This is a genomic window from Streptomyces sp. NPDC049040 (genome assembly GCF_043197715.1).
GTDB lineage: Bacteria > Actinomycetota > Actinomycetes > Streptomycetales > Streptomycetaceae > Actinacidiphila.
Genome location: NZ_JBICTO010000001.1, coordinates 851,921 through 871,369, shown reverse-complemented (window position 1 = coordinate 871,369; position 19,449 = coordinate 851,921). Strand labels below are relative to the sequence as shown.

Sequence of the window (19,449 nt, the reverse complement as noted above, 5' to 3'; positions counted from 1 at the left end):
ATCGGCGGCCTGTCCTACCGGCACAAGCGCTGAGGTCAGCGGGGCGGGATCGGCCCGGCCGGGCTCGCGATCCCGTCGCTGTCGTCGAGGAAACCGCCCGACTGGTGCTGCCAGAGTTTCGCGTAGGCGCCGTCCGACGCGAGCAGCTCCCGGTGGGTGCCCTGTTCGACGATCCGTCCGCGGTCGAGGACGACGAGCCGGTCCATGGTCGCGACCGTGCTCAGCCGGTGCGCGACGACCAGCGCGGTCCGCCCCTCCATGAGCCGCCACAGCGCCTCCTGGACGAGCATCTCGCTCTCCGAGTCCAGGGCGCTGGTCGCCTCGTCGAGCAGCAGGATCGGCGCGTCGCGCAGGACGGCCCTGGCCAGGGCCACCCGCTGGCGCTGGCCGCCGGACAGTTTCACCCCGCGCTCGCCGACCATCGTGTCGAAGCCGTCGGGCAGCGCGTCGGCGAACTCCGTGACGTGGGCGACCTCGGCCGCGCGGCGGATCTCGGCGGGAGTGGCGTCAGGACGTGCGAAGGCGATGTTCTCCCGCAGGGTGCGGTGGAACATGGCCGGGTCCTGCGGCACGTAGGCGATACGGCTGCGCAGGTCGGCTTGGCGAAGCCTGCTGATGTCCTGCCCGCCGACCATGATCCGGCCCCCGTCGACGTCCGTCATCCGCAGCAGCAGCCGGGTGAGGGTGGTCTTGCCGCCGCCCGAGCGGCCGACGAAACCGACCTTCGCCCCGCTGGGCACGGCCAGTTCGAGGCCCTCGAAGAGCGGGTCGGCGCCCGCGTGCGCGAAGGTCACCCGCTCGAAGCGGACGTCCGCGCTCCCGCACAGCAGCGGTTCCGGCACCGCGGGGTCGAGCACGGTCGGCTGCGTCAGCAGCAGTTCGGTGAACTGCGCCGCCTCCGTCATCGAGCTCTCCAGCCGGCGGTAGATCTGGTTGAACTCGAACATCACCCGCGTCGCGTTGGAGTAGTAGGTGAAGGCGACCACGATCTCCTCCACGCTGTGCCTGCCGCCGCCGAGCGCGACCGCCAGCAGCAGGCCGAGCCCGTTGGTCAGCACCGACAGGGGTGCGACCAGCGTGTCGATGCGCAGGTTGCCGTAGTCCCAGGACCGCAGGGTCAGCCGGCGCGACTCCGCGACCCGGGACCGGTGTTCTGCGGCCTCGCCCGCCTCGGCGGCGAAGGCCCTGACGGTGTCGATGTTCATCAGGCTGTCGGCGACGTGGCCCGAGACCCGGGCGATGGCCTCCTCGCGGACGCCGACGAGTGCCTGGCGACGGCGGATGAGCGGCGCCACGCAGGCGGCCGTCAGCGCGATCATCGCCAGCAGCCCGACGACGAGCAGCGGTTCGTAGTGCCACAGCACCACGGAGCCGAAGGCCAGCGGTACGAAGCTGCCGACGACCGAGAAGGTCAGTGTGTCGATCAGCTCCTCGAAGCGGGAGGCGAAGCTCAGGATCCGCTTGGTCAGCGACCCGGCGAAGTTGTCGTGGAAGAAGGCGGCGTCCTTGGCGAACAGCTCGTCCATCCCGACCACGTACAGGTGCTCGATGCCGAGCGCGTCGACGCGGTTCAGGCAGTGCAGGCCGACGCGCCAGAGCGCCTCGGCGACCAGCAGCACGCCGGCGAAGCCCAGCACGTAGGGCAGCGTCGAACCGACGGTCAGGCCCGGATCGTCGGCGATCCGGCCGACGAGCTTCGCGACGACCAGCGGTGCGATGTAGGCGAGGCCGATGTTGCCCACAGCGGGCAGCAGCATCGCGGGCGCGGTCAGCCACCGCAGCCGGGTCAACTCCCGCCCGTAGTAGCGCAGTGCGAGGTGGACCGATCCCCTGCCCGCCGAACTCCCTCGTGATCCAGGCGATCCCATCCCCATCCTCACTCTGCGTGGCGGCCAGGACTCGCAGTGTCCCGTGCCGCCGCCCGCGGCGTCCAAGCGTTTTCGCCCGGTCCGGACGCATCCGGTCATCGCGGAACACCACCCCGGGGCGTGCGGGACGGGCCGCGCGCCCCCCTGACGCCTCGTCGGGAGCCCAGCTTTCCGGGGCCGATCGGGGGACCGGGGAGGGCATGGGGGCCGAGGGGCGGTGAACGGCGGATGTCGGTGCTTCCCGCCTCTTGAGCACCACCAGCACCCGCCGCCATGCTGGGTCACACCACATCCGCGGCCGACAAGGGCCCGGCCGGTCACCGAAAGGGCAACGATGAACTCGTCCTCCTTCCCGCTGGACCGCCGCACCCTCCTGCGCGGCGGCCTCGCCGCAGGTGCCGGAATCGCACTGGGGCCGCTGCTGCTCTCCGGCCGGGCGTACGCGTACTCGTGGTCGCGCACCCTCCAGCAGGGCATGACCGGCGCCGACGTCACCGAACTGCAGATCAGGGTCGCGGGCTGGGCGACGGGCAGCCCGGGGCACACCCGGGTGGCCCTCGACGGGGAGTTCGGTCCCGGCACGGCCACCGCGGTCCGGCTCTTCCAGTCCGCCTACGGGCTGTCGTCCGACGGCGTCGCCGGGCCCGCCACGCAGTCGCAGCTCAACGCGCTCCAGCAGTCGGACGGCTCCACCGTCCACTTCGACTTCAGCGAGTTCACCGACCGTGTGAGCGGCACCTTCAACGGCGGCAAGGTCAGCGCGGCCGCGGCCAAGGAGAACGCCCGCCGGGCGATGTACAAGCTCGAAGCGCTCCGCAAGAAGCTCGGCAACGTCCCGATCACCGTCAACTCCGGCTTCCGCAGCATCGCGCACAACGCCGACGTCGGCGGGGCCAGCGACAGCATGCACCTCTACGGCACGGCCGCCGACCTCGACGTCCCGGGCGTCGCCAACAAGACCGTCTACCAGAAGGCGGAGACCTGCGGCTTCTCCGGTCTGGAGACCTACGTGGAGGACCACCAGCACGTCGACAGCAGGGCGGACCTGGGCCGCGCGTGGTGGTGGGAGAACGGCACCGTCTGACCACCGGGTGGCCACCCATCCACCCCAGCAACCCCACGATGACCAGTGAGAACGTGGAAAGCCTGAAGCCATGCAGGCGTCGGCTCTTTGAACCGAGGGTTCACCGCAGGTCGACCCGCAGTTCACCGCCGCCCGTCAGGTTCGGGGTATGACTTCAGGACTTTCCTCTCGCAAGCGCATCCGGATCGCCGTCGCGATCGGTGCCACTGTCGCGGTGGTGGGCGCGGGCACGGCCGCGGCCCAGGCAGGCGGCTGGCTGTCGGCGCCTTCGCACGACTTCCGGGCGGCCGGCGACACCTTCTCCGGCCACGGCAAGGTGACCGGCAACGTGCTGCGGAACGACTCCGGCGCGACCGCCGTCGTGCGCCACACCGACCCGTCGGACGGCACGGTGACGATCGACGCGGACGGCGGCTTCGCGTACACGCCGAAGGCCGGCTTCAAGGGCACGGACACCTTCACGTACACCACCACCGACGCGGTCCAGCTGTTCGAGGACACCCAGGCGAACGGCGCCCCGCTGCGGCCGCTCGGCCAGGTCGCGGGCCCCGGCGGCACCACCACCCAGCTCTCCGGCGAGGGCTTCGGCTCTTCACTCGCCCCCGTGCCGGGCAAGCCGGGCCGCTTCTACGGCCTCACCGACCGCGGCCCGAACGCCGACGCCCCCGACGGCAACAAGTCCGAGATGGTCACCGACTTCACGCCGGAGATCGGCGAGTTCAAGCTCGTCGACGGCAAGGCGGAACTGGTCGAGCAGGTCACCTTGAAGGGGCCCAGGAGCCACGGCGGCGTGAACTACAGCGGCCGCCCGCCCCACGACACGAGCGAGGTCATCGACGACGTCGACGCGACGAACGCCAACGGCGGCACGCCCACGCCCGTGGCCAGGGACGCGAACGGCTACGACTCCGAAGGCCTGGTGGCGCTGCCCGACGGCACCTTCTGGGTCTCGGACGAATACGGCCCGTACATCACCCACTTCGACGCCGACGGCTACGAGCTCGGCCGGCTGACCCCCTACCGCAACAGCCCCGACAACGCCTCGCACAAGATCGTCGGCTACCTGCCGCCCGAGCTCGCCTACCGCGTGAAGAACAAGGGCATGGAGGGCCTGACGGTCACCCCCGACGGCTCCACCCTGGTGGGCATCATGCAGTCCGCACTCCAGCAGCCGGACCTCGGCGGCACCAAGGCCGCCGGTGTCTCGCCCACCCGCATCATCACGGTGGACCTGCGCACCTACCAGTCCAAGCAGTACCTCTACCTGCTGGACAACCCGGCGGCCACCGGCGACGCCAACAGCGAGATCACCGCGCTGTCCGACACGAAGTTCCTCGTCGACGAGCGTGACGGCGCCTTCGAGCCCTTCGCCCACAAGACCCTCGACGAGGTCGACATCAACGGCGCCACCGACGTCAGCGGCCTGACGATCGGCGGCAAGTCGCCCGAGGCCTTCGTCGGGAACACCGGCACCAACGCGGCGCTCGCCGCCCTCACCGGCGCCGGCGTCCACGTGGCGCAGAAGCAGCCGTCGGTCGACGTCGGCACGCTGGTCAGCCAGCTCGACCCCACGGGCGCCTTCTTCGCGCACGACAAGGTCGAGGGCGTCGCCACCACCGACGCGGGCAGGACGCTCTACCTGTCCAACGACGACGACTTCGGCATCGACACCATCGCCGTCGACCCCGACGGCAAGTGGACCGTCCACCAGAAGGTGCTGCCGCCCACGGGCAAGAGCGACAACGGCGAGATCCTGAAGGTCGACACCACCAAGCTGCCGGCGGTCCTCAAGACCGTCACGGTCACCGTCCACGTGCGCTGAGCGGGAACGGCGCACGGCACCGGCCGCCGGGGCCGGTGTGACGGCCGCGCCACCCGCCCGCCGGATCCCGGCCTCCCTCGGGGAGGGGGCCGGGATCCGGCGCGTCCGGGCCGGACCGGGGGCGCGGGACCTGGGCGGATCGGATGCCGGACGTCAGACGTCGAAGCGGTCCGGGTCCGCGGCCGCCCAGTCGGCCGCCCAGGACTCGGGGGGATCGGCGAGCAGTTGCCCAGGGGACAGCCACTCGTAGAGCTCGTCGTAGGAGCGCACGGTGTGCGGGTCGACGCGCCGCCGCAGCATGTGCGGGCGCAGCCCTGCGGGGTCGGTGACGCCCATGGCCGCCATGATCTGCTGGGCGGAGGCGACCGTGGCCTGCTGGAGGCGCCTGACCCTCTGGGTCTTGTCGCCCACGTCCAGGGCGCGCGCCCGGCGCGGGTCCTGGGTGGTGACACCGGTCGGGCAGGTGTTGGTGTGGCAGCGCTGGGCCTGGATTCATCCGACGGCGAACATCATGGCGCGGGCGGCGTTGCCGTAGTCGGCGCCCTGGATCATCCGCTTCACCAGGTCGCTGCCGGTCGCGATCTTGCCGCTCGCGCCGATCCGCACCCGGTCCCGCAGCCCGGCGCCCACCAGCGCGTTGTGCACGGTGATCAGGCCCTCGGTGAGCGGGGTGCCCATGTTGTCGGCGAATTCCAGCGGCGCCGCGCCCGTGCCGCCCTCGGCGCCGTCCACGATGATGAAGTCGGGCGCCGTGCCCTCCTCGGCCATCGCCTTGCACACGGCGAGGAACTGGGTGCGCGACCCCGGGCAGAGCTTGAAGCCGGCCGGTTTGCCGCCCGACAGCTCACGCATCCTGGCGATGAAGCGCACGAGTTCGCGCGGCGTGGCGAACACCCGGTGGTAGGGCGGCGAGACGACCGTCTCGCCCGCGGGGACATCGCGCACCCGGGCGATCTCCGCATTGACCTTGGCGCCCGGCAGCACCCCGCCGATGCCGGGCTTGGCGCCCTGCGAGAGCTTGAGCGACACGCACTTGACGTTCGGGTGCGCCGCCTTGTCCGCGAACTCCGCGGCGTCGAAGTCCCCGTCGCGGGTGCGGCAGCCGAAGTAGCCGGTGCCGACCTCCCAGACCAGGTCGCCGCCCGGCCGCAGGTGGTATTCGGAGATGCCGCCCTCACCGGTGTCGTGCGCGAAACCACCCGCCGCGGCGCCGCCGTTGAGAGCGAGGACCGCGTTCGATGACAGCGAGCCGAAGCTCATCGCCGAGACGTTCAGCAGCGCCATGTCGTAGGGCCGCGAGCAGTCGGGGCCGCCGATCCGCACCCGGGGCGGCTGCTCCGGCACCGGCCGCGGTGCCATCGAGGGCACGAGGAACTCGTGCCCGGCCACGTACACGTCGCTCTCGGTGCCGTACGGCTCCTCCGCGTCGGTGCCCTTGGCCCGCTCGTAGACGATGCTGCGCACGTCCCGGTCGAAGGGCCGTCCGTCGAAGCTCCGCTCGACGAAGTACTGCTGCACCTCGGGGAGGATCTTCTCCAGCAGGTAGCGGGCGTGGCCGACGACCGGGTAGTTGCGCAGCACCGTGTGCCGCCGCTGCACCAGGTCCCACACCCCGAGCAGGCCGAGCGCCGCCGCCGGCGCGGCCCCGATCCACCACCACGGCGAGACCGCAAACGCGGCGGCCACCGCCGCGGCAGCCACGAGCACCGACCCGGCGACCCACCCGAACCTCGTCACCACCGGCGTCTTTCCCGACCGGGCGCTTCCATGCGGGCGGCTGCCCGCCGGGGCTTGGGGCCGGGGGGCGGGCGGCGCCGTCCACCGATCGGTGGACGGGAGGTTCAACCGGCCGGACAACCGGTGAACACCCGCAGGTCACATTGACCGGTGACACGCTGAAAAACAGTGTGAACCGAGTTCACAGCATGCTACGGTGGTGCCAATCAATGGGGCGTTGCCGGCCGGGGGAAGCACGCTGCTCCGCCGGGCAGCGCAGTCGAGGGGGAGGGGACCGCCTTGAAACGTCAAGCACTGGTGCGCACCGCCGTATCCGTCACCACCGTCACCGCCGCACTCACGCTCGGACTCGGGGCGGCCGGAGGCCTCGCGGGGCAGGCGTATGCCGCCGGTGCCGCCGAGGTGCGGATCCCGGCGACCGACTACGCGGCCGATCCGTCGGTGTCGCTGGTGGCGACCACCTTCGACGGGGAGCTGTTCCAGGTGGAGGGCACCGCGGGCTACCTGTGGACGGACAATGCCAACGGCGCCACCAAGGCCGTGCCGGCCCTGGACGGCGTCCCCCGGTCGTCGATCTCCACCATGTACGACGCGTACAACCGGGTCGCGTACTCCGGCACCGGCTCCGACGGCTCCACCACGATCACCCTGGTGACCGTCACCACCGGCGCCCAGACGACCCTCACGGTGCCGAGCGAGGACGAGAATCCGGTGGCCCAGGGCGGCTTCGCGGTCGCGACCAGGACCGCGGAGGACGGCTCGCGCGAGTACCGGATCGTCAGGACCGTCGACGGCAAGCTGTCCGACTACCCGGTGCTCCTGCCGGACGGGGCCACCGCCGAGGCTGCCCCCGTCGTGCTGTCGGGCAGCAACACCCACTTCGTCCTGCGCTGGCAGCAGGACGGGCAGGCGGCCTACGGCATCGTCGACGAGATCACCGGGACGGTCCGGGCGCTGCCGGTGACCGGGGAGGCGAGCAGTTTCGTCCTGTCCGACTCGTGGGTGAGCTGGTTCTCCCGGCAGGACACCGCCGGGGTGCGGGTGATGGCCGCGGGCAATCCGTCGGCCACCCCGAGCCTGGTGCCGATCACCCCGCAGTCCGCCACCTCGGACGTCCACGCCTTCATGGTCGGCTCCAATGTGGTCTGGTACGACGAGCAGGGCGGCCCGCTGCACCTGGAACCGCTGGCCGGGGCGGACACCGCGCGGGTGGTACTCCCCGAGGTCGAGCAGGCGCTCCCGGGCCGCGACGGGGGGATCATCGTGCTCGGCCGCAATGCGGCCGGCGTCCGCGGGATCCACCAGCTCATCGTGGACGGCTCAGGGCTGGCCGGCGCCTACCTGCGGCACACCGTCGACAAGATCACCTTCCAGGGAGCCGTCACCGGGCTGACCCTGGACCGCGGCAACGTCCGCGTGCAGAACACCGTCCACGGCATGACCTCCCGGCAGAGCGAGGGCGTCGGGTTGGGCCGCACCCCGCAGTCGAGCAATCTCGTCGCGGTGGAGAACGTGACGGCGGCCGAGATGCCGGAGGTCCCGGGCCGCTTCGTCGACGGCGGGGACGAGGGCTCGGCCCGGCTGGTCGTCGACCCGGTGACGCAGCACGACACCCTGGTGACCTTCGACGACAACCGGCGCATCGCCCTGCCGACCAAGGGCGGCCGGATCCTCGGCGCCTCCCCGCAGTACGTGCTGTACGAGGCCGGCGACGACCAGCACCGGCAGTATGTGGTCGACATCGTGCAGAACAAGATCGTCCGCGATCTGGCCGCGCAGGCCTCGGCCCTGGACTACTCCACCCTGTGGACGCCGTCGCCCACCCAGCCGGGCACCCTGGTCGACACCGATCTGCGGACCGGCTCCACCGCCGGCACCCTGGCCCTCGGCTCCGACTGCACACCGGACGACCTGCGGGACAACGGCCAGCTGCTCTACTGGAGCTGCGCGGACCAGGACAAGGCAGGCGTCATCGATGTCGCCACCGGGGAGAAGTACGCGGCGCCGGTCGGCGACGTGCTGCTCGGTGACGGCTTCATGGCCGCCTACGACCCCGCGTCCCACGCGCTGCACCTCAGCTCGCTCGAGGACGGGGTCGTCGACAGCCTCGGCGACATCACCGGCCTGAAGACCACGACGGCCGCCGACACCCGCGGTATGACCTGGACCGTCGACCCGCGGTCCAACAAGGTCGCCTATGTCGACACCGCCGACACCGTTCACGTCGTCGCGGCATACGTCACCGCCTCGCTCGCGTCCCAGCTGGCCTATCCCGACCGGTCCGTCCCCGCTTCCTTCGCCGCGCCGGGCACCGGCGGTACGGGCGCCTGGAATCCGCGGTGGTGGCTGTCCAAGCCGGTGTCCTCCTGGCAGCTGACCATCACCAACCCGGTGGACCTCACCGAGGCCCGCTTCTTCAGCGGCGGCACTGCGACCCGTTCGATCGGTGTCGCCTGGGACGGCACGACGGCCGGCGGCGACCCGCTGTCCGGCGGGACCTACACCTGGCAGCTCACGGCCCAGGCCGCGGACGGCACCGGGCAGTCGGCCGTCACCAGCGGGACGGTCACCATGACCGGCAGAGCGGCCGTCGCCGGGGCCCTGTTCGGCCGGGACACCGCGGGGGTGATGTGGCAGTACCGGAGCACGGGCAACGCGACCACCCCCTACGCCAACCGGGTCCAGGTCGGCGGCGGCTGGCAGGGATACACCGCGCTGACCTCCCTGTCCGGCCAGGGCTCCGACGGCAACGGCGACCTCGTCGCCCGCGACGCGACCGGCACGCTCTGGTACTACAGCGGCACCGGCAACCCCAGCGCACCGCTGGCCACCAGGGTGAAGGTCGGCACCGGCTGGAACATCTACGACGTGCTCACCGGCGCGGGCGACCTCACCGGTGACGGCCGCGCGGACCTCGTGGCCCGCGACACCAGCGGCGTCCTGTGGCTCTACCGCGCCACCGGCGCCACGACCTTCGCGTCCCGCACGCAGATAGGCGGCGGCTGGAACACCTACGACACCCTGGTCCGGGCGAACGACGTGACCGGCGACGGCCGGTCCGACCTGGTCGCCAGGGACGCGAGCGGCGTGCTGTGGCTCTACCGCGGCACCGGCAACGCGGCCGCGCCCTACGCGACCCGCACCAGGATCGTCGCGGGCTGGAATCTCTACGACATCCTGGCCGGGGCGAACGACGTGACCGGCGACGGCCGCGCCGACCTCGTCGCCCGCGACACCAGCGGCGTCCTGTGGCTCTACCGCGGCACCGGCAACGCGGCCGCGCCGTACGCCGACCGCACCAGGATCGTCGCCGGCTGGAACCTCTACAACACCCTCCTCTGACGCACTGCCGCACTGACGCCTGACGGCCTGGTGCCTGGTGCCTGACGCCGGGATCCGGGCGCCGGGCGCCGAGCCGTCAGGCGCCGGGCAGCACGAATGCCCGACCCGCCGCGCGCTCGCCGGTCAGCCGCCGACCGGGGAGCGCGCGGCGCCCGACACCGCGGCATGGGCCAGGGCCGCGAGCGAGCGGCGGTCGTGGCCCGACGGCTGGAGGGCGGGATGCGCCGTGACCCGCACGGTGAGGCCGCGGGCAGCGGCGACCCGGCGCAGGGACGCCGCGAAGCTGCCCTCGCCGACGAAGGCGGGCAGCGTGCTGGGGCCGCCGCGGCAAGAGTAGCTGACGGTGACCGGACGGACCGGGGCGCCCGCGTCCAGCGCCGCCTGGAAGGTGGCCCGGCGGAAGGGTCCACCCGGCGCCGAGCACCAGGTCGTCCCCTCGGGGAAGACGATCACGGTCTCCCCCGAGCGCAGCAGCACGCCCAACTCCCTGACGGTGACCGGCAGGTCGCGGGGGCGGCCGCGGTCGATGAAGCGGGTTCCGGCCCGCCGCGCGAGCGTCCCCACCACGGGCCACTGCCCCACCTCGCGCTTGGCGAGCACCGTCGCGGGCTGGACCGCGAGCAGCGCGAGCACGTCGAGCCAGGAGATGTGGTTGGCCACCACGAGCGTGCCGGTCCCGGCTCCCGGCACCGGCACCGCGAGGCCGTCCGCCTCGCACAGCAGCGTCACGCCGAGGTCGGCCAGCAGCAGGCGTGCCCGCCGCCTTACCTCCTCCGCCGCCCCGAGCCGCCGGCCGGCGGCCGCCGTACCTGCGAGCGTCGCGGCCAGGGCCGCGTACCGGCGCAGCGTCAGCGCCCGGCCCGGCCCGGTCTGCGGCGAGTTCCCGGTGACGCAGGCCTCGGTGCAGGAGGAGACCGCCGACCAGGGGCTGCCGCTCATCTCTCGTCACCGAGGTAGTAGCGCCGGTAGCGCTCGTTCATCCGCTCCAGGTCGAGCAGTACGAAGAAGTCCGCGTCGCCGAAGTCCCGGTCGTGCGCGGGCGCCCCGCACATCCAGGCGCCGACCCGCAGGTAGCCGCGGAGCAGTGGCGGCAGCAGCGCCGCGCTCGGCTCGGCGGCCCGCAGCCGCGGCGGCGTCCAGGGGTCGTGGGGGTGGACGCGGAAGGCGGGCGGGCAGGCGTACTTGGTGGCCGCGAGCAGCGACGCGTCGACGGCGGCCCGGCCGCCGTCGTCCAGCGGCACCGAGGCGCAGCCGGCGAGGTAGCGGTGGCCGGAGAGCAGCACGTAGCGGGCCAGCCCGGACCACATCAGGTTGATGACGGTGCCGTCCCGGTGGTCGGGGTGCACGCAGGCCCTGCCCGTCTCGACCAGGGAGTCCCGCAGGCCGTCCAGCGCGGACAGGTCGAACTCGCCGTCGGAGTAGAGCCGGTCGGAGCGCCCGGGCGGCAGCAGGCGGTAGGTGCCCACGACCTCGCCGCTGGTCTGCTCGGTCACGATCAGGTGGTCGACGACCGCGTCGAAGGCGTCGACGTCGTGGCCGGGGATCCGGGTGTGCAGGACGGCGCCCCGCTCCTCGGCGAAGACCTGGTACCGCAGGCGCTGGGCGGCGCGGATCTCTTCCTGCGTCGAGGCGATGGAGGTGACGTACGAGCGAACGGAAAGTGGTGTGCTCATGACAGATTACAACTTCCCTTTGCCGGAGCCGACATGGCTGGAGACCCGCTTGCGGAACTCGGCCCATTGATGCCCGAGTCCGATGCCCACCCGTCGTCCGGACGATGTCCGTGCGATGAATGCCGGAGGGGAGTCGTCCGCAGGAGCCCGCACGCCGTGCCTGCCCCGGCACCGGCGCGGTCCCGCGGCGGCGGACGGCGGACGCCGCACGCCGCCGGGGCACCGCCCGCCGGCCGGGGTCGCGGTCAGCCGTTGGCCAGCGCCTGGACCCTGCTGAAGTCGCCGTTGAAGGCGTCCTGGTCGCCGGGGAAGATCCCGCTGTCGGCGAACTGCCAGATCGTCTGGTAAGGCCACTTGTAGGGCATGGGGCCGGGGCTGCCGTTGTAGTTGGCGAGCACCAGCGGGTTGGTGGAGGAGAAGTCGCCGGTGTTGCCGGTGCACTGGCTCCACCAGCTCGTCGCGGTGTAGATGGTCACCCAGCGGGTGGTCCTGGCGTGGTACTCGTTGCTGAAGGACAGGATCCAGTTGACCATCGAGGACGCCGACAGGCCGTAGCAGGTCGCGCCGTAGGGATTCCACTCGATGTCGAGCATGCCGGGCAGGGTCTTGCCGTCCTTGGACCAGCCGCCGCCGTGCGCGAGGAAGTAGTCGGCCTGCGCGGCGCCCGAGGAGGTGTCGGGGGTCGCGAAGTGGTAGGCCCCGCGGATGAGTCCTGCGTTGTACGAGCCGTTGTACTGCTGGGCGAAGTACGGGTTCACGTAGGAGGTGGACTCGGTGGCCTTGACGTACGCGAAGCGGCCGCCGTTCGCGGCGACGGACGCCCAGTTGACGTTGCCCTGGTAGCCGCTGACGTCGAGGCCCTGGGCGCCCGCGACCGCGGGGGTGACGGCCAGGCGGCCGGCGGCCGGGGGCTCGTGCCGGGCGATCTGGGAGCCGGCCCAGTCGAGTTCGGGGTGGGTGACGTGGTTCCCGGGGGCCGCGGGGGCGGCCGCCGCCGGGAGTGCGGTCGCGCCGAGCGCGGCGCAGGCCAGCACCGCGGCGGCTGCCAGAACGCGCTTCTTCTTGGCGGGTGCATGCCAACTCAACATCATTTCCTCCGGGCGGGAAGCATGGTGCGGGTGGGGTGTCGGACGTGCACGCCCAGAGTGGAGGAAACTTTCAGCTCGCACAAGGCATGTGAAAGAAAGTAACAATCGGCGCCGCGGCACGCCCGATCCGCCCGACGCGGCGGCCGGGACGCACGGGCGGACCGCACGATGTGGATGCCCCGTTCCCGCCCTCGCCGCCGCGGATCTGCACGCGGTTGTGTGCTGTGCGGTGTGCACGGTCACTTGTGCGCGGTGCTGAGCTGCGATGTCGTCGGGGAGTCGAACCCCAGCGCTGCTCTTCGCGCACCAAGAGAGGGCCGGATATACCGCCGGCTCACGGTGTGTGCACGCCTCCGCTGCGGCTACCTGCTCCACATCGTCCGGGTCGCCCGTGGTCAGTCCAGGAGGTCGGCCTCCCAGTTGGTGCGCTGGATCCGCATGTCCAGCTCGCGGATCTCCCGGGCCAGCACATCGGCCTGGGCGCGCAGTTCGGCGACCGGAAGGGCGGACAGCATGGTCAGCTCGGACCTGAGCTGGCGTGCGCGCTGGTCGCGGCCTGCCGCGGCCTCGGCCGCCGAGGTGACCACCGCGTGCCGCATCCGCAGGACGTCGCGCCGCGCCAGGGCGTCGGTGACGGTGCCGTCCTGTCCCATCACGACCGCCGCGTTGGTCCGGTTGATCCGGCGGATCAGCGACTCCAGCCGGTCGAGCACCTCGGCGGTCTCCGCCAGCAGTGCGGCCGCGTCCTCGGCGGGCGCCTCGCCCTCCTGGTAGCGCGCGCTGCCCACCACCCGCGAACGCAGCTGCTCCACGCGCCGGACCGCGTCCGACCGCTCCGCCAGCGCCTCGGCAAGCTTCAACCGTCCCACCCCCTCCACTCGGGTACGCGGTGAAGTATGCGGGCCGCCCCCGAGCCCGCGCACCCGGGTTTGCCGGCGACCCCCCGCGCCGCCCCCCGTGCCGCCCCCGCGCCGCCTGCCCTCAGGTGGTCCTGACGACGCCCGCGTCGCGGGCGGCGGACAGCCACCCGGGGAACTCCGCGAGCAGCGCGTCGTAGAGGTCGGCGTCGGAGATGGTCGTCGGCGACTTCCCCGCGGCGAAGAAGCCGGCGTTGTCCACGACGCGCCGGCCGGGCACCGGAAGGTCGTCGAGCCGGCGCAGGAAGCGGAATTCGTCGTCGCCGAACCCGACGAACTGCCAGAAGATCGGCAGCTTCGCGGCGGTGCACAGCACATGCTCCGCGGCGGCCTTCGAGGTCGGCGAACCGTCCGTCTGGAAGACCACGAAGGCCGGGTCCGCCGCCCCTGACGCCTCGTAGTGGTCGATGACCGCCTGCATGGCCAGGTGGTAGTTCGTGCGCCCCAGGTGCCCCATCGACTCGTGCAGCGGGTTGATCCGGTCCCGGTACGCGTCCAGGCCGATCTCGGCGACCCCGTCGACCTCGGTCGAGAAGAAGACGACCGGCACCACTGCGTCGTCGTCCAGGTTGGCCGCGAGCGCGAGGGTCTGCTCCGCCAGGTGCTGCACGGACCCGTCGCGGTAGAAGGGGCGCATGCTGCCGGAGCGGTCCAGTACCAGGTACACGGCCGCGCGCTGCCCGGTCACCTGGTGCTTGGCCAGCGAGACGGCGGCGGTCTTGTAGAGGCTGACGAGGCCGGGAGCGCTGCGGGCGACCTTTTCCAGGCTGATCGCGGGGGCAGCGGGCGCCTTGGGAGGTTTGCGGTCATCGATGGCCATGCGGCGTGATTATTCTCCGCGGGGCCGTACGCCGTCAGTGCTTCGGCCCATCGCGTCGATCCGGCCGCCCGCGCGCTCCGGCGGGAGCGTCCCCGCGTGCGTCAGGCGCGCAGGTCGAGCAGCGCCGACAGCAGCGCCACGACCGACGGTTCCACCCGGTAGTACATCCAGGTCCCGCGCCGCTGCGAGGTCAGCAGGCCGGCCTCGCGGAGCTTCTTCAGGTGGTGGGAGACCGTCGGCTGGGAGACGCCCACGTCCTGGATGTCGCACACGCAGGCCTCGCCGCCCGGGTGCGAGGCGATCCTGGAGAACAGCCGCAGCCGTACCGGGTCGGCCAGCGCCTTGAACATCGCGGCCATCCTCGCCGCCTCGGGCGCCGACAGCTCCCCCGCGGTGATCGACGGGGGGCGCGGCGCGGCCGGCGGGTCCTGGAGCACCGGCGGGTCGGCCGTCGGGGAAAGAGGCATCCGCCGATGGTGGCACCCGCGCCTTACCGGCACCGGTCGGGACACGGACCGGCGTACGAACACCGCCGGAGGCCTCCCGCGGTGGCCAGGGCGTCAGGCGGTCGCCGCGGACCGGTAGGGACGGAAGAAGGCGCGGAGTTCGGCCGCGTAGAGCTCCGGCTCCTCGAAGGGCGCGAAGTGGCCGCCGCGCGGGGGCTCGGTGGCGTAGACGACGTTCGCCGTACGTTCCAGCCAGGCGCGCGGCGGGCGGACGATGTCACCGGGGAAGAGGGAGAAGCCGGACGGCACCTCGACACGGCGGGCCAGCTGCGCGGGCGGGATCGCTGCGTTCGCACGGTACATGCGCATCGACGAGCCGATCGTGCCGGTCAGCCAGTAGAGGGTGATGTTCGTGAGGATCTCGTCCCTGGTGAAGCTCCGCTCGACGTCGCCGCCGCAGTCGCTCCAGGCCCTGAGCTTCTCGACGATCCACGCGGCGAGCCCGGCAGGGGAGTCGTTGAGCCCGACGGCGGCCGTCTGCGGCTTGGTGCGGTGCACGGCGCCGTACGCACCCTCGGTCGCGCCCCAGGCGGCGGCGCCCTCGATCCAGGCGCGCTCCTCGGGCGCCAGGTCCGCAGGGTCGCCGGCGTGGAAGGGCACGCCCGCGTCGGTGCGGTGGACGGCCACCACCCGGTCGGGGTGGTCGAGCGCCAGGTAGCGGCTGACGTGGCTGCCGATGTCGCCGCCCGCCGCGCCGAACCGCGGGTAGCCCAGCACGCTCATCAGCCGGGCCCACAGGCCGGCGACGGCGATGGAGTCCAGGGGCGGCCCGGTGGGGCGGTCGGAGTGACCGTAGCCCGGCATGTCGGGCACCACCACGTCGAACGCGTCGGCGGGATCGGCACCGTGCGCCCCGGGGTCGGTGAGCAGCGGGATGACCTTCGTATAGCGCCAGAAGGAGTCCGGCCAGCCGTGGCTGAGGACCAGGGGCAGGGCGGGCCCGGCCGTCGCGGCGGCCCGCACGTGCGCGAAGTGGATGCCGAGGCCGCCGAGCGCCACGCGGAAGCGCGGGATCTCGGCGAGCGCGGCCTCCTGCGCGGGCCAGTCGAACCCGTCGGCCCAGTAGCCGGCGAGTTCCCTGAGGTAGCCGAGGTCGGTTCCGAGCGACCACCCGGCGTCCTCGGGAGCGTCCGGCCAGCGCGTGGCCCGCAGCCGAGCGCGCAGATCCTGGACCGCCACGGGCGCGGCCCTCGGGGTGAACGGCTCCGGGCTGGTCGGCAGATCCGGCATGCCGGCCACCCTACAAGCGGGGCGGCGGGGCCTGGCGGCCGGCAGGGACGGGCCGGCCGGGGGACGGCGGGCGGCCGGCACCGGTGGTGGCGAAGGGCGAATACCTCGGCACCCACCGCAGCAGCGCGCCGGCCGCCGCGACGCCCACGGCCCCCATGACCGAGATGCCGGCGGCGAGGCTGCCGAGCGACGCGGCGGCCGACACCACCAGCGGGCCGCCGGCGCTGCCGGAGTCCGCGCACAGCCGCCACACGCCGAGGAACTGCGAGCGGGTGTCCGGTGGCGCGACGTCCGCGCCGAGCGTCATCAGGATGCCGCTGCCGATCCCGTTGCCGAAGCCGACGAGCATCGCGACCACGGTCAGCTCCGTGAGGGTGCGGGTCAGCGGCAGGACGGCCTGGGCGCCGCCCAGCACCAGCATGGACGGCACCGCGATCCACAGGCGCCCCGCGCGGTCCATGACCTGGCCCGAGGGATAGAAGGTCAGGGTGTCGACGAGCCCGGCGATGCCGAAGACGACGCTGGTGGACGACGGGCTCAGGCCCAGGTGTTCGGCCCACAGCGGCAGTACGGTCTGCCGGGTCGCGCGTACCGACCCGACCAGCAGGACGGCGAGGCCGAGGGTGCGGAAGACCTTCCGGTGGTCGCGCAGCACCGCCCGCACCGGCACCGGCTTGCCGCCGCGGGGGGCGGCGGGCTCGGCGACGTCCGGCACGGCGAGCAGGACCAGCACGGTCACGGCGGTGCACAGCAGCGCCAGCCAGTAGATGTCGCGCACCGGGCGGGCGGTCAGCACGGCGGCGCCGAGGAAGGGCCCGGCGAAGGCGCCCACCCGGGACATCCCGCCGAGCGTCGACAGCGCCCTGGCCCGCAGGTGCGTGGGCACCGCCTCGGTGAGGTAGGACTGCCGGGCCAGGATGAAGACGGCGTTGGACGCCCCGGTGAGGGTGACGGCGAGCGCGAGCTGCCAGAAGCTGCGGGCCAGCGCACACGCGGTGAGCGTCACCGCGGTGACGCCGGAGGCGACGAGCATCGCCTTGCGGTCGCCGAGCCGCGCCGCCAGCGCACCGGCCGGCACGTCGCCGAGGATCTGCCCGACCCCCAGCAGCGCGAGCACCAGCCCGGCGGCGCCGACGCCCGCCCCGAGCGCCCGGCCGCTCAGCGCCAGGACGGGGGCGAGCGCGCCCATGCCCGTCTCGAAGACCAGGACGGGCAGGAACACCGCGGGTATGAGGCTGCGCAGGGACACCAGATGCGGGTTCACGTGACGATGTCCACCTTCGCGCCGACGGCCTCATGGCCGGGTCCGGCGCGCCCGCCTCGGACCGGCCGCGGTCCGTGCCTCATTCAACATCAGCCCCGCGCGGGCCTCCGGGCCGCCCTGCCGCTGTGTCCGGCCTCGGTCGGACGAACATTCGTTTTACGATGGACCATGCCCAAGGTCAGTGAAGAGCACCGCGAGGCCCGTCGGCGCCAGATCCTCGACGCGGCATGGGTCTGCTTCGCGCGCAACGGCTTCCACCGGACCTCGATGCCCGACGTGTTCGCCGAGGCCGGGCTGTCGGCGGGAGCGGTCTACCGCTACTTCCCGAGCAAGGAAGCGCTGATCACCGCGATCGCGGAGGTGTCGACGCGCCAGCTGATCGACATCCTCGACGCGCACCTCGCCTCGACCGACCTCGCGCCGCCCGAGGACCTGCTCCCGGCGATCATGGAGGACCTGACGACGCTGGCCGCGGGCACCACCCCCGCGCCCATGGCGGTCCAGGTGTGGTCCGAGATGGCCCGCGACCACAAGCTCGCCGGCGCCGTCGCCGACATGCTGGGGGACATCCACGAGCGGATGACCGAGCTGTGCAGGCGCTACCAGGCGACGGGCGCCTACGACCCGGATCTCGACCCCGGTGACACCGCCCGCGTGCTGATCGCGCTGCTCCAGGGGTGGATCATCCAGTGGAACACCCTGGGCCTTGCCGCCCACCAGCAGGTCAAGGCCGGGCTCCGCGAACTGCTCACCCGGCAGCGAGTCCGGGGAGGCGGGTGACCTCGGGCGCCGGCTCCGCGCTCCCGGCGGGCGGCGCCCCGTGCGCGGCGCCGCGTCTGCGGCGCCCCGTGGCGACGGCCGCCAGCCCGAGCACGCTCCACAGCGCGAGGACGGTGACGGGGCCGCCGGAGCCGCTGCCGTCGAAGTAGGCCGTGCCGCGCAGCAGGTTCGCGCCGGCTCCCGGCGGGAGCCAGCGGCCGATGTCGCCCACCGCCGTGGGCAGCAGCTCCGGCGCCGAGGTGCTGCCGGACGAGGGGTTGCCCACGAAGACCATGAGCACCGCCCCCAGGCCGATGCCCGGGGGGCCGATGAGCGTGGCCAGGCCGGCCGCGGGCGCGGCGATGGCGAGCGTGGTGAGCGCCAGGGCCGCCCAGGTCGCCACGTGGTCGTGCGGCAGCGCGCCGAGGAAGCCCTGGGCGACCAGGTAGACGCCGAGACCGGCCACGGCGCTGGTGGTGACCAGGCCGAACACCCGGCGCCACCCGGGCAGCAGCAGGCCCGACAGGGTGATGACCACGGCGGTCAGGATGCCGCAGATGGTGAGCGGGAGCAGCGTCGAGCTGAAGACCGCTCCCCGGGGGTCGTCCGCGGAGATCGGGACGACGTCCACGGTCCGCTCGCCGGCCGCGGCCGCCGGCGTCCCGGTGGCCCCGCCGGCAGCGCGGGCGGACGCCGACGAGGCCGAGGCGGCCGGTGCGGAACCGGCCGCGTGCGCGGCGAGTTCCCGGCCTGCGGTGTCGAGCAGCTGGGCGACGGCCGGTCCCGCGGCGGTGGCCTCCAGCACGGTGACGCCGCCCGGGGCGACGACGAAGGCGCCGTAGACGTCGCGGTGCGCGATCGCGGACCGCGCGGCGGCCTCGTCGGCGTAGAGGTGGAGGTCCAGCCCCCCGGGCCCGCTGTGCTCGAGCCCCGCCACGACGCTCGAGCCGGCCGCGGTGCCCACCACTGCGACCGGCAGATCCCGCGGCCCGAGGCGGGCCGACGGCCAGGCGTAGGCCAGGACCGCGAGCGCGATCACCACAGGCAGGGCCACCATCGTGACGGCCGCCTGCCGCCACGACAGTGCGCCGGGCGAGGAGTTCTTCACGATCGCGCCTCTCGAAGCCGAATGATCATATCTTTTTCCCTCCCAGAGTCTGCGCCACGCAGTCCGAAATCGTCAAGAAGAACGTTCGTTTTCGGATTTCGGTCATCGCCCACACCCCCACCGAGGCCGCGGCAGGCATGGCTTCCACAGCGCTTCCACAGCGCTTCAGCCGCGCTTCAGCCGGTCCGCCCGCGTGTGCGCGAATGCCGAGCCGACTATCCGATTTACGGT

Annotated in this window: 14 protein-coding genes and 1 pseudogene; 4 read left to right on the top strand and 11 right to left on the bottom strand. The window is 72.9% G+C overall.

The window, feature by feature from the left end; all coding sequences use genetic code 11:
- Positions 1–35 precede the first annotated feature (35 nt).
- Positions 36–1,868, bottom strand: coding sequence for an ABC transporter ATP-binding protein (locus ACGFMP_RS03945; protein WP_393670073.1), 1,833 nt, complete (start codon positions 1,866–1,868; stop codon positions 36–38).
- A 334-nt stretch (positions 1,869–2,202) separates the two neighbouring features.
- On the opposite strand from ACGFMP_RS03945, the gene ACGFMP_RS03940 reads away from it, so the two are divergent.
- Positions 2,203–2,952, top strand: coding sequence for a D-Ala-D-Ala carboxypeptidase family metallohydrolase (locus ACGFMP_RS03940; protein WP_393670072.1), 750 nt, complete (start codon positions 2,203–2,205; stop codon positions 2,950–2,952).
- A 148-nt stretch (positions 2,953–3,100) separates the two neighbouring features.
- The gene (locus tag ACGFMP_RS03935; protein ID WP_393670071.1) at positions 3,101–4,774 is read left to right on the top strand and encodes an esterase-like activity of phytase family protein; all 1,674 of its coding nucleotides are present in this window, start codon (positions 3,101–3,103) and stop codon (positions 4,772–4,774) included.
- Positions 4,775–4,927: 153 nt separating this feature from the next.
- Here ACGFMP_RS03935 and ACGFMP_RS03930 read toward each other — a convergent pair.
- Positions 4,928–6,511 (bottom strand): annotated as a pseudogene (locus ACGFMP_RS03930) (FMN-binding glutamate synthase family protein).
- 279 nt (positions 6,512–6,790) lie between these two features.
- On the opposite strand from ACGFMP_RS03930, the gene ACGFMP_RS03925 reads away from it, so the two are divergent.
- The gene (locus ACGFMP_RS03925; RefSeq protein WP_393670070.1) at positions 6,791–9,853 is read left to right on the top strand and encodes an FG-GAP repeat domain-containing protein; all 3,063 of its coding nucleotides are present in this window, start codon (positions 6,791–6,793) and stop codon (positions 9,851–9,853) included.
- A gap of 123 nt (positions 9,854–9,976) precedes the next feature.
- Here the strand turns inward: ACGFMP_RS03925 and ACGFMP_RS03920 are convergent, their stop codons facing one another.
- The 8 genes from ACGFMP_RS03920 to ACGFMP_RS03885 all read right to left on the bottom strand — a co-directional run bounded on the left by ACGFMP_RS03920 (position 9,977) and on the right by ACGFMP_RS03885 (position 17,351).
- A complete protein-coding gene (locus tag ACGFMP_RS03920) occupies positions 9,977–10,792 on the bottom strand; it encodes a lysophospholipid acyltransferase family protein (RefSeq protein WP_393670069.1) in 816 nt (271 codons plus the stop codon).
- Positions 10,789–11,526 carry a GNAT family N-acetyltransferase gene (locus ACGFMP_RS03915; protein WP_393670068.1) on the bottom strand — a complete coding sequence of 246 codons (738 nt, stop codon included), beginning with the start codon at positions 11,524–11,526 and terminating at the stop codon, positions 10,789–10,791. Before ACGFMP_RS03915 ends, ACGFMP_RS03920 begins: the two co-directional genes overlap by 4 nt.
- 245 nt (positions 11,527–11,771) lie before the next feature.
- Positions 11,772–12,617 (bottom strand): lysozyme, encoded by an 846-nt coding sequence (locus ACGFMP_RS03910; RefSeq protein ID WP_393670067.1) that lies wholly within the window; start codon positions 12,615–12,617, stop codon positions 11,772–11,774.
- Between the two features lie 392 nt (positions 12,618–13,009).
- Positions 13,010–13,474 carry a DIP1984 family protein gene (locus tag ACGFMP_RS03905; protein ID WP_393670327.1) on the bottom strand — a complete coding sequence of 155 codons (465 nt, stop codon included), beginning with the start codon at positions 13,472–13,474 and terminating at the stop codon, positions 13,010–13,012.
- 121 nt (positions 13,475–13,595) lie between these two features.
- The gene (locus ACGFMP_RS03900; RefSeq protein WP_393670066.1) at positions 13,596–14,351 is read right to left on the bottom strand and encodes a vWA domain-containing protein; all 756 of its coding nucleotides are present in this window, start codon (positions 14,349–14,351) and stop codon (positions 13,596–13,598) included.
- 101 nt (positions 14,352–14,452) lie between these two features.
- The gene (locus tag ACGFMP_RS03895) at positions 14,453–14,818 is read right to left on the bottom strand and encodes an ArsR/SmtB family transcription factor (protein WP_393670065.1); all 366 of its coding nucleotides are present in this window, start codon (positions 14,816–14,818) and stop codon (positions 14,453–14,455) included.
- A 93-nt stretch (positions 14,819–14,911) separates the two neighbouring features.
- Complete coding sequence (locus ACGFMP_RS03890; protein ID WP_393670064.1) at positions 14,912–16,087, bottom strand: epoxide hydrolase family protein; 1,176 nt, start codon at positions 16,085–16,087, stop codon at positions 14,912–14,914.
- A 10-nt stretch (positions 16,088–16,097) separates the two neighbouring features.
- Positions 16,098–17,351, bottom strand: coding sequence for an MFS transporter (locus ACGFMP_RS03885; protein ID WP_393670063.1), 1,254 nt, complete (start codon positions 17,349–17,351; stop codon positions 16,098–16,100).
- A 168-nt stretch (positions 17,352–17,519) separates the two neighbouring features.
- On the opposite strand from ACGFMP_RS03885, the gene ACGFMP_RS03880 reads away from it, so the two are divergent.
- Positions 17,520–18,131, top strand: coding sequence for a TetR/AcrR family transcriptional regulator (locus ACGFMP_RS03880; protein ID WP_393670061.1), 612 nt, complete (start codon positions 17,520–17,522; stop codon positions 18,129–18,131).
- Here the strand turns inward: ACGFMP_RS03880 and ACGFMP_RS03875 are convergent.
- Positions 18,100–19,218, bottom strand: a complete 1,119-nt coding sequence (locus ACGFMP_RS03875) for an ABC transporter permease (protein ID WP_393670060.1) — start codon at positions 19,216–19,218, stop codon at positions 18,100–18,102. The genes ACGFMP_RS03880 and ACGFMP_RS03875 overlap by 32 nt on opposite strands.
- Between the last annotated feature and the right edge of the window lie 231 nt (positions 19,219–19,449).

What these genes read in the sequence shown, in the direction of transcription:
- ACGFMP_RS03945 (WP_393670073.1), bottom strand. Translation starts at nt 1,868, where the DNA reads ATGGGATCGCCTGGATCACGAGGGAGTTCGGCGGGCAGGGGATCGGTC.
- ACGFMP_RS03940 (WP_393670072.1), top strand. Translation starts at nt 2,203, where the DNA reads ATGAACTCGTCCTCCTTCCCGCTGGACCGCCGCACCCTCCTGCGCGGC.
- ACGFMP_RS03935 (WP_393670071.1), top strand. Translation starts at nt 3,101, where the DNA reads ATGACTTCAGGACTTTCCTCTCGCAAGCGCATCCGGATCGCCGTCGCG.
- ACGFMP_RS03920 (WP_393670069.1), bottom strand. Translation starts at nt 10,792, where the DNA reads ATGAGCGGCAGCCCCTGGTCGGCGGTCTCCTCCTGCACCGAGGCCTGC.
- ACGFMP_RS03915 (WP_393670068.1), bottom strand. Translation starts at nt 11,526, where the DNA reads ATGAGCACACCACTTTCCGTTCGCTCGTACGTCACCTCCATCGCCTCG.
- ACGFMP_RS03910 (WP_393670067.1), bottom strand. Translation starts at nt 12,617, where the DNA reads ATGATGTTGAGTTGGCATGCACCCGCCAAGAAGAAGCGCGTTCTGGCA.
- ACGFMP_RS03900 (WP_393670066.1), bottom strand. Translation starts at nt 14,351, where the DNA reads ATGGCCATCGATGACCGCAAACCTCCCAAGGCGCCCGCTGCCCCCGCG.
- ACGFMP_RS03895 (WP_393670065.1), bottom strand. Translation starts at nt 14,818, where the DNA reads ATGCCTCTTTCCCCGACGGCCGACCCGCCGGTGCTCCAGGACCCGCCG.
- ACGFMP_RS03890 (WP_393670064.1), bottom strand. Translation starts at nt 16,087, where the DNA reads ATGCCGGATCTGCCGACCAGCCCGGAGCCGTTCACCCCGAGGGCCGCG.
- ACGFMP_RS03880 (WP_393670061.1), top strand. Translation starts at nt 17,520, where the DNA reads ATGCCCAAGGTCAGTGAAGAGCACCGCGAGGCCCGTCGGCGCCAGATC.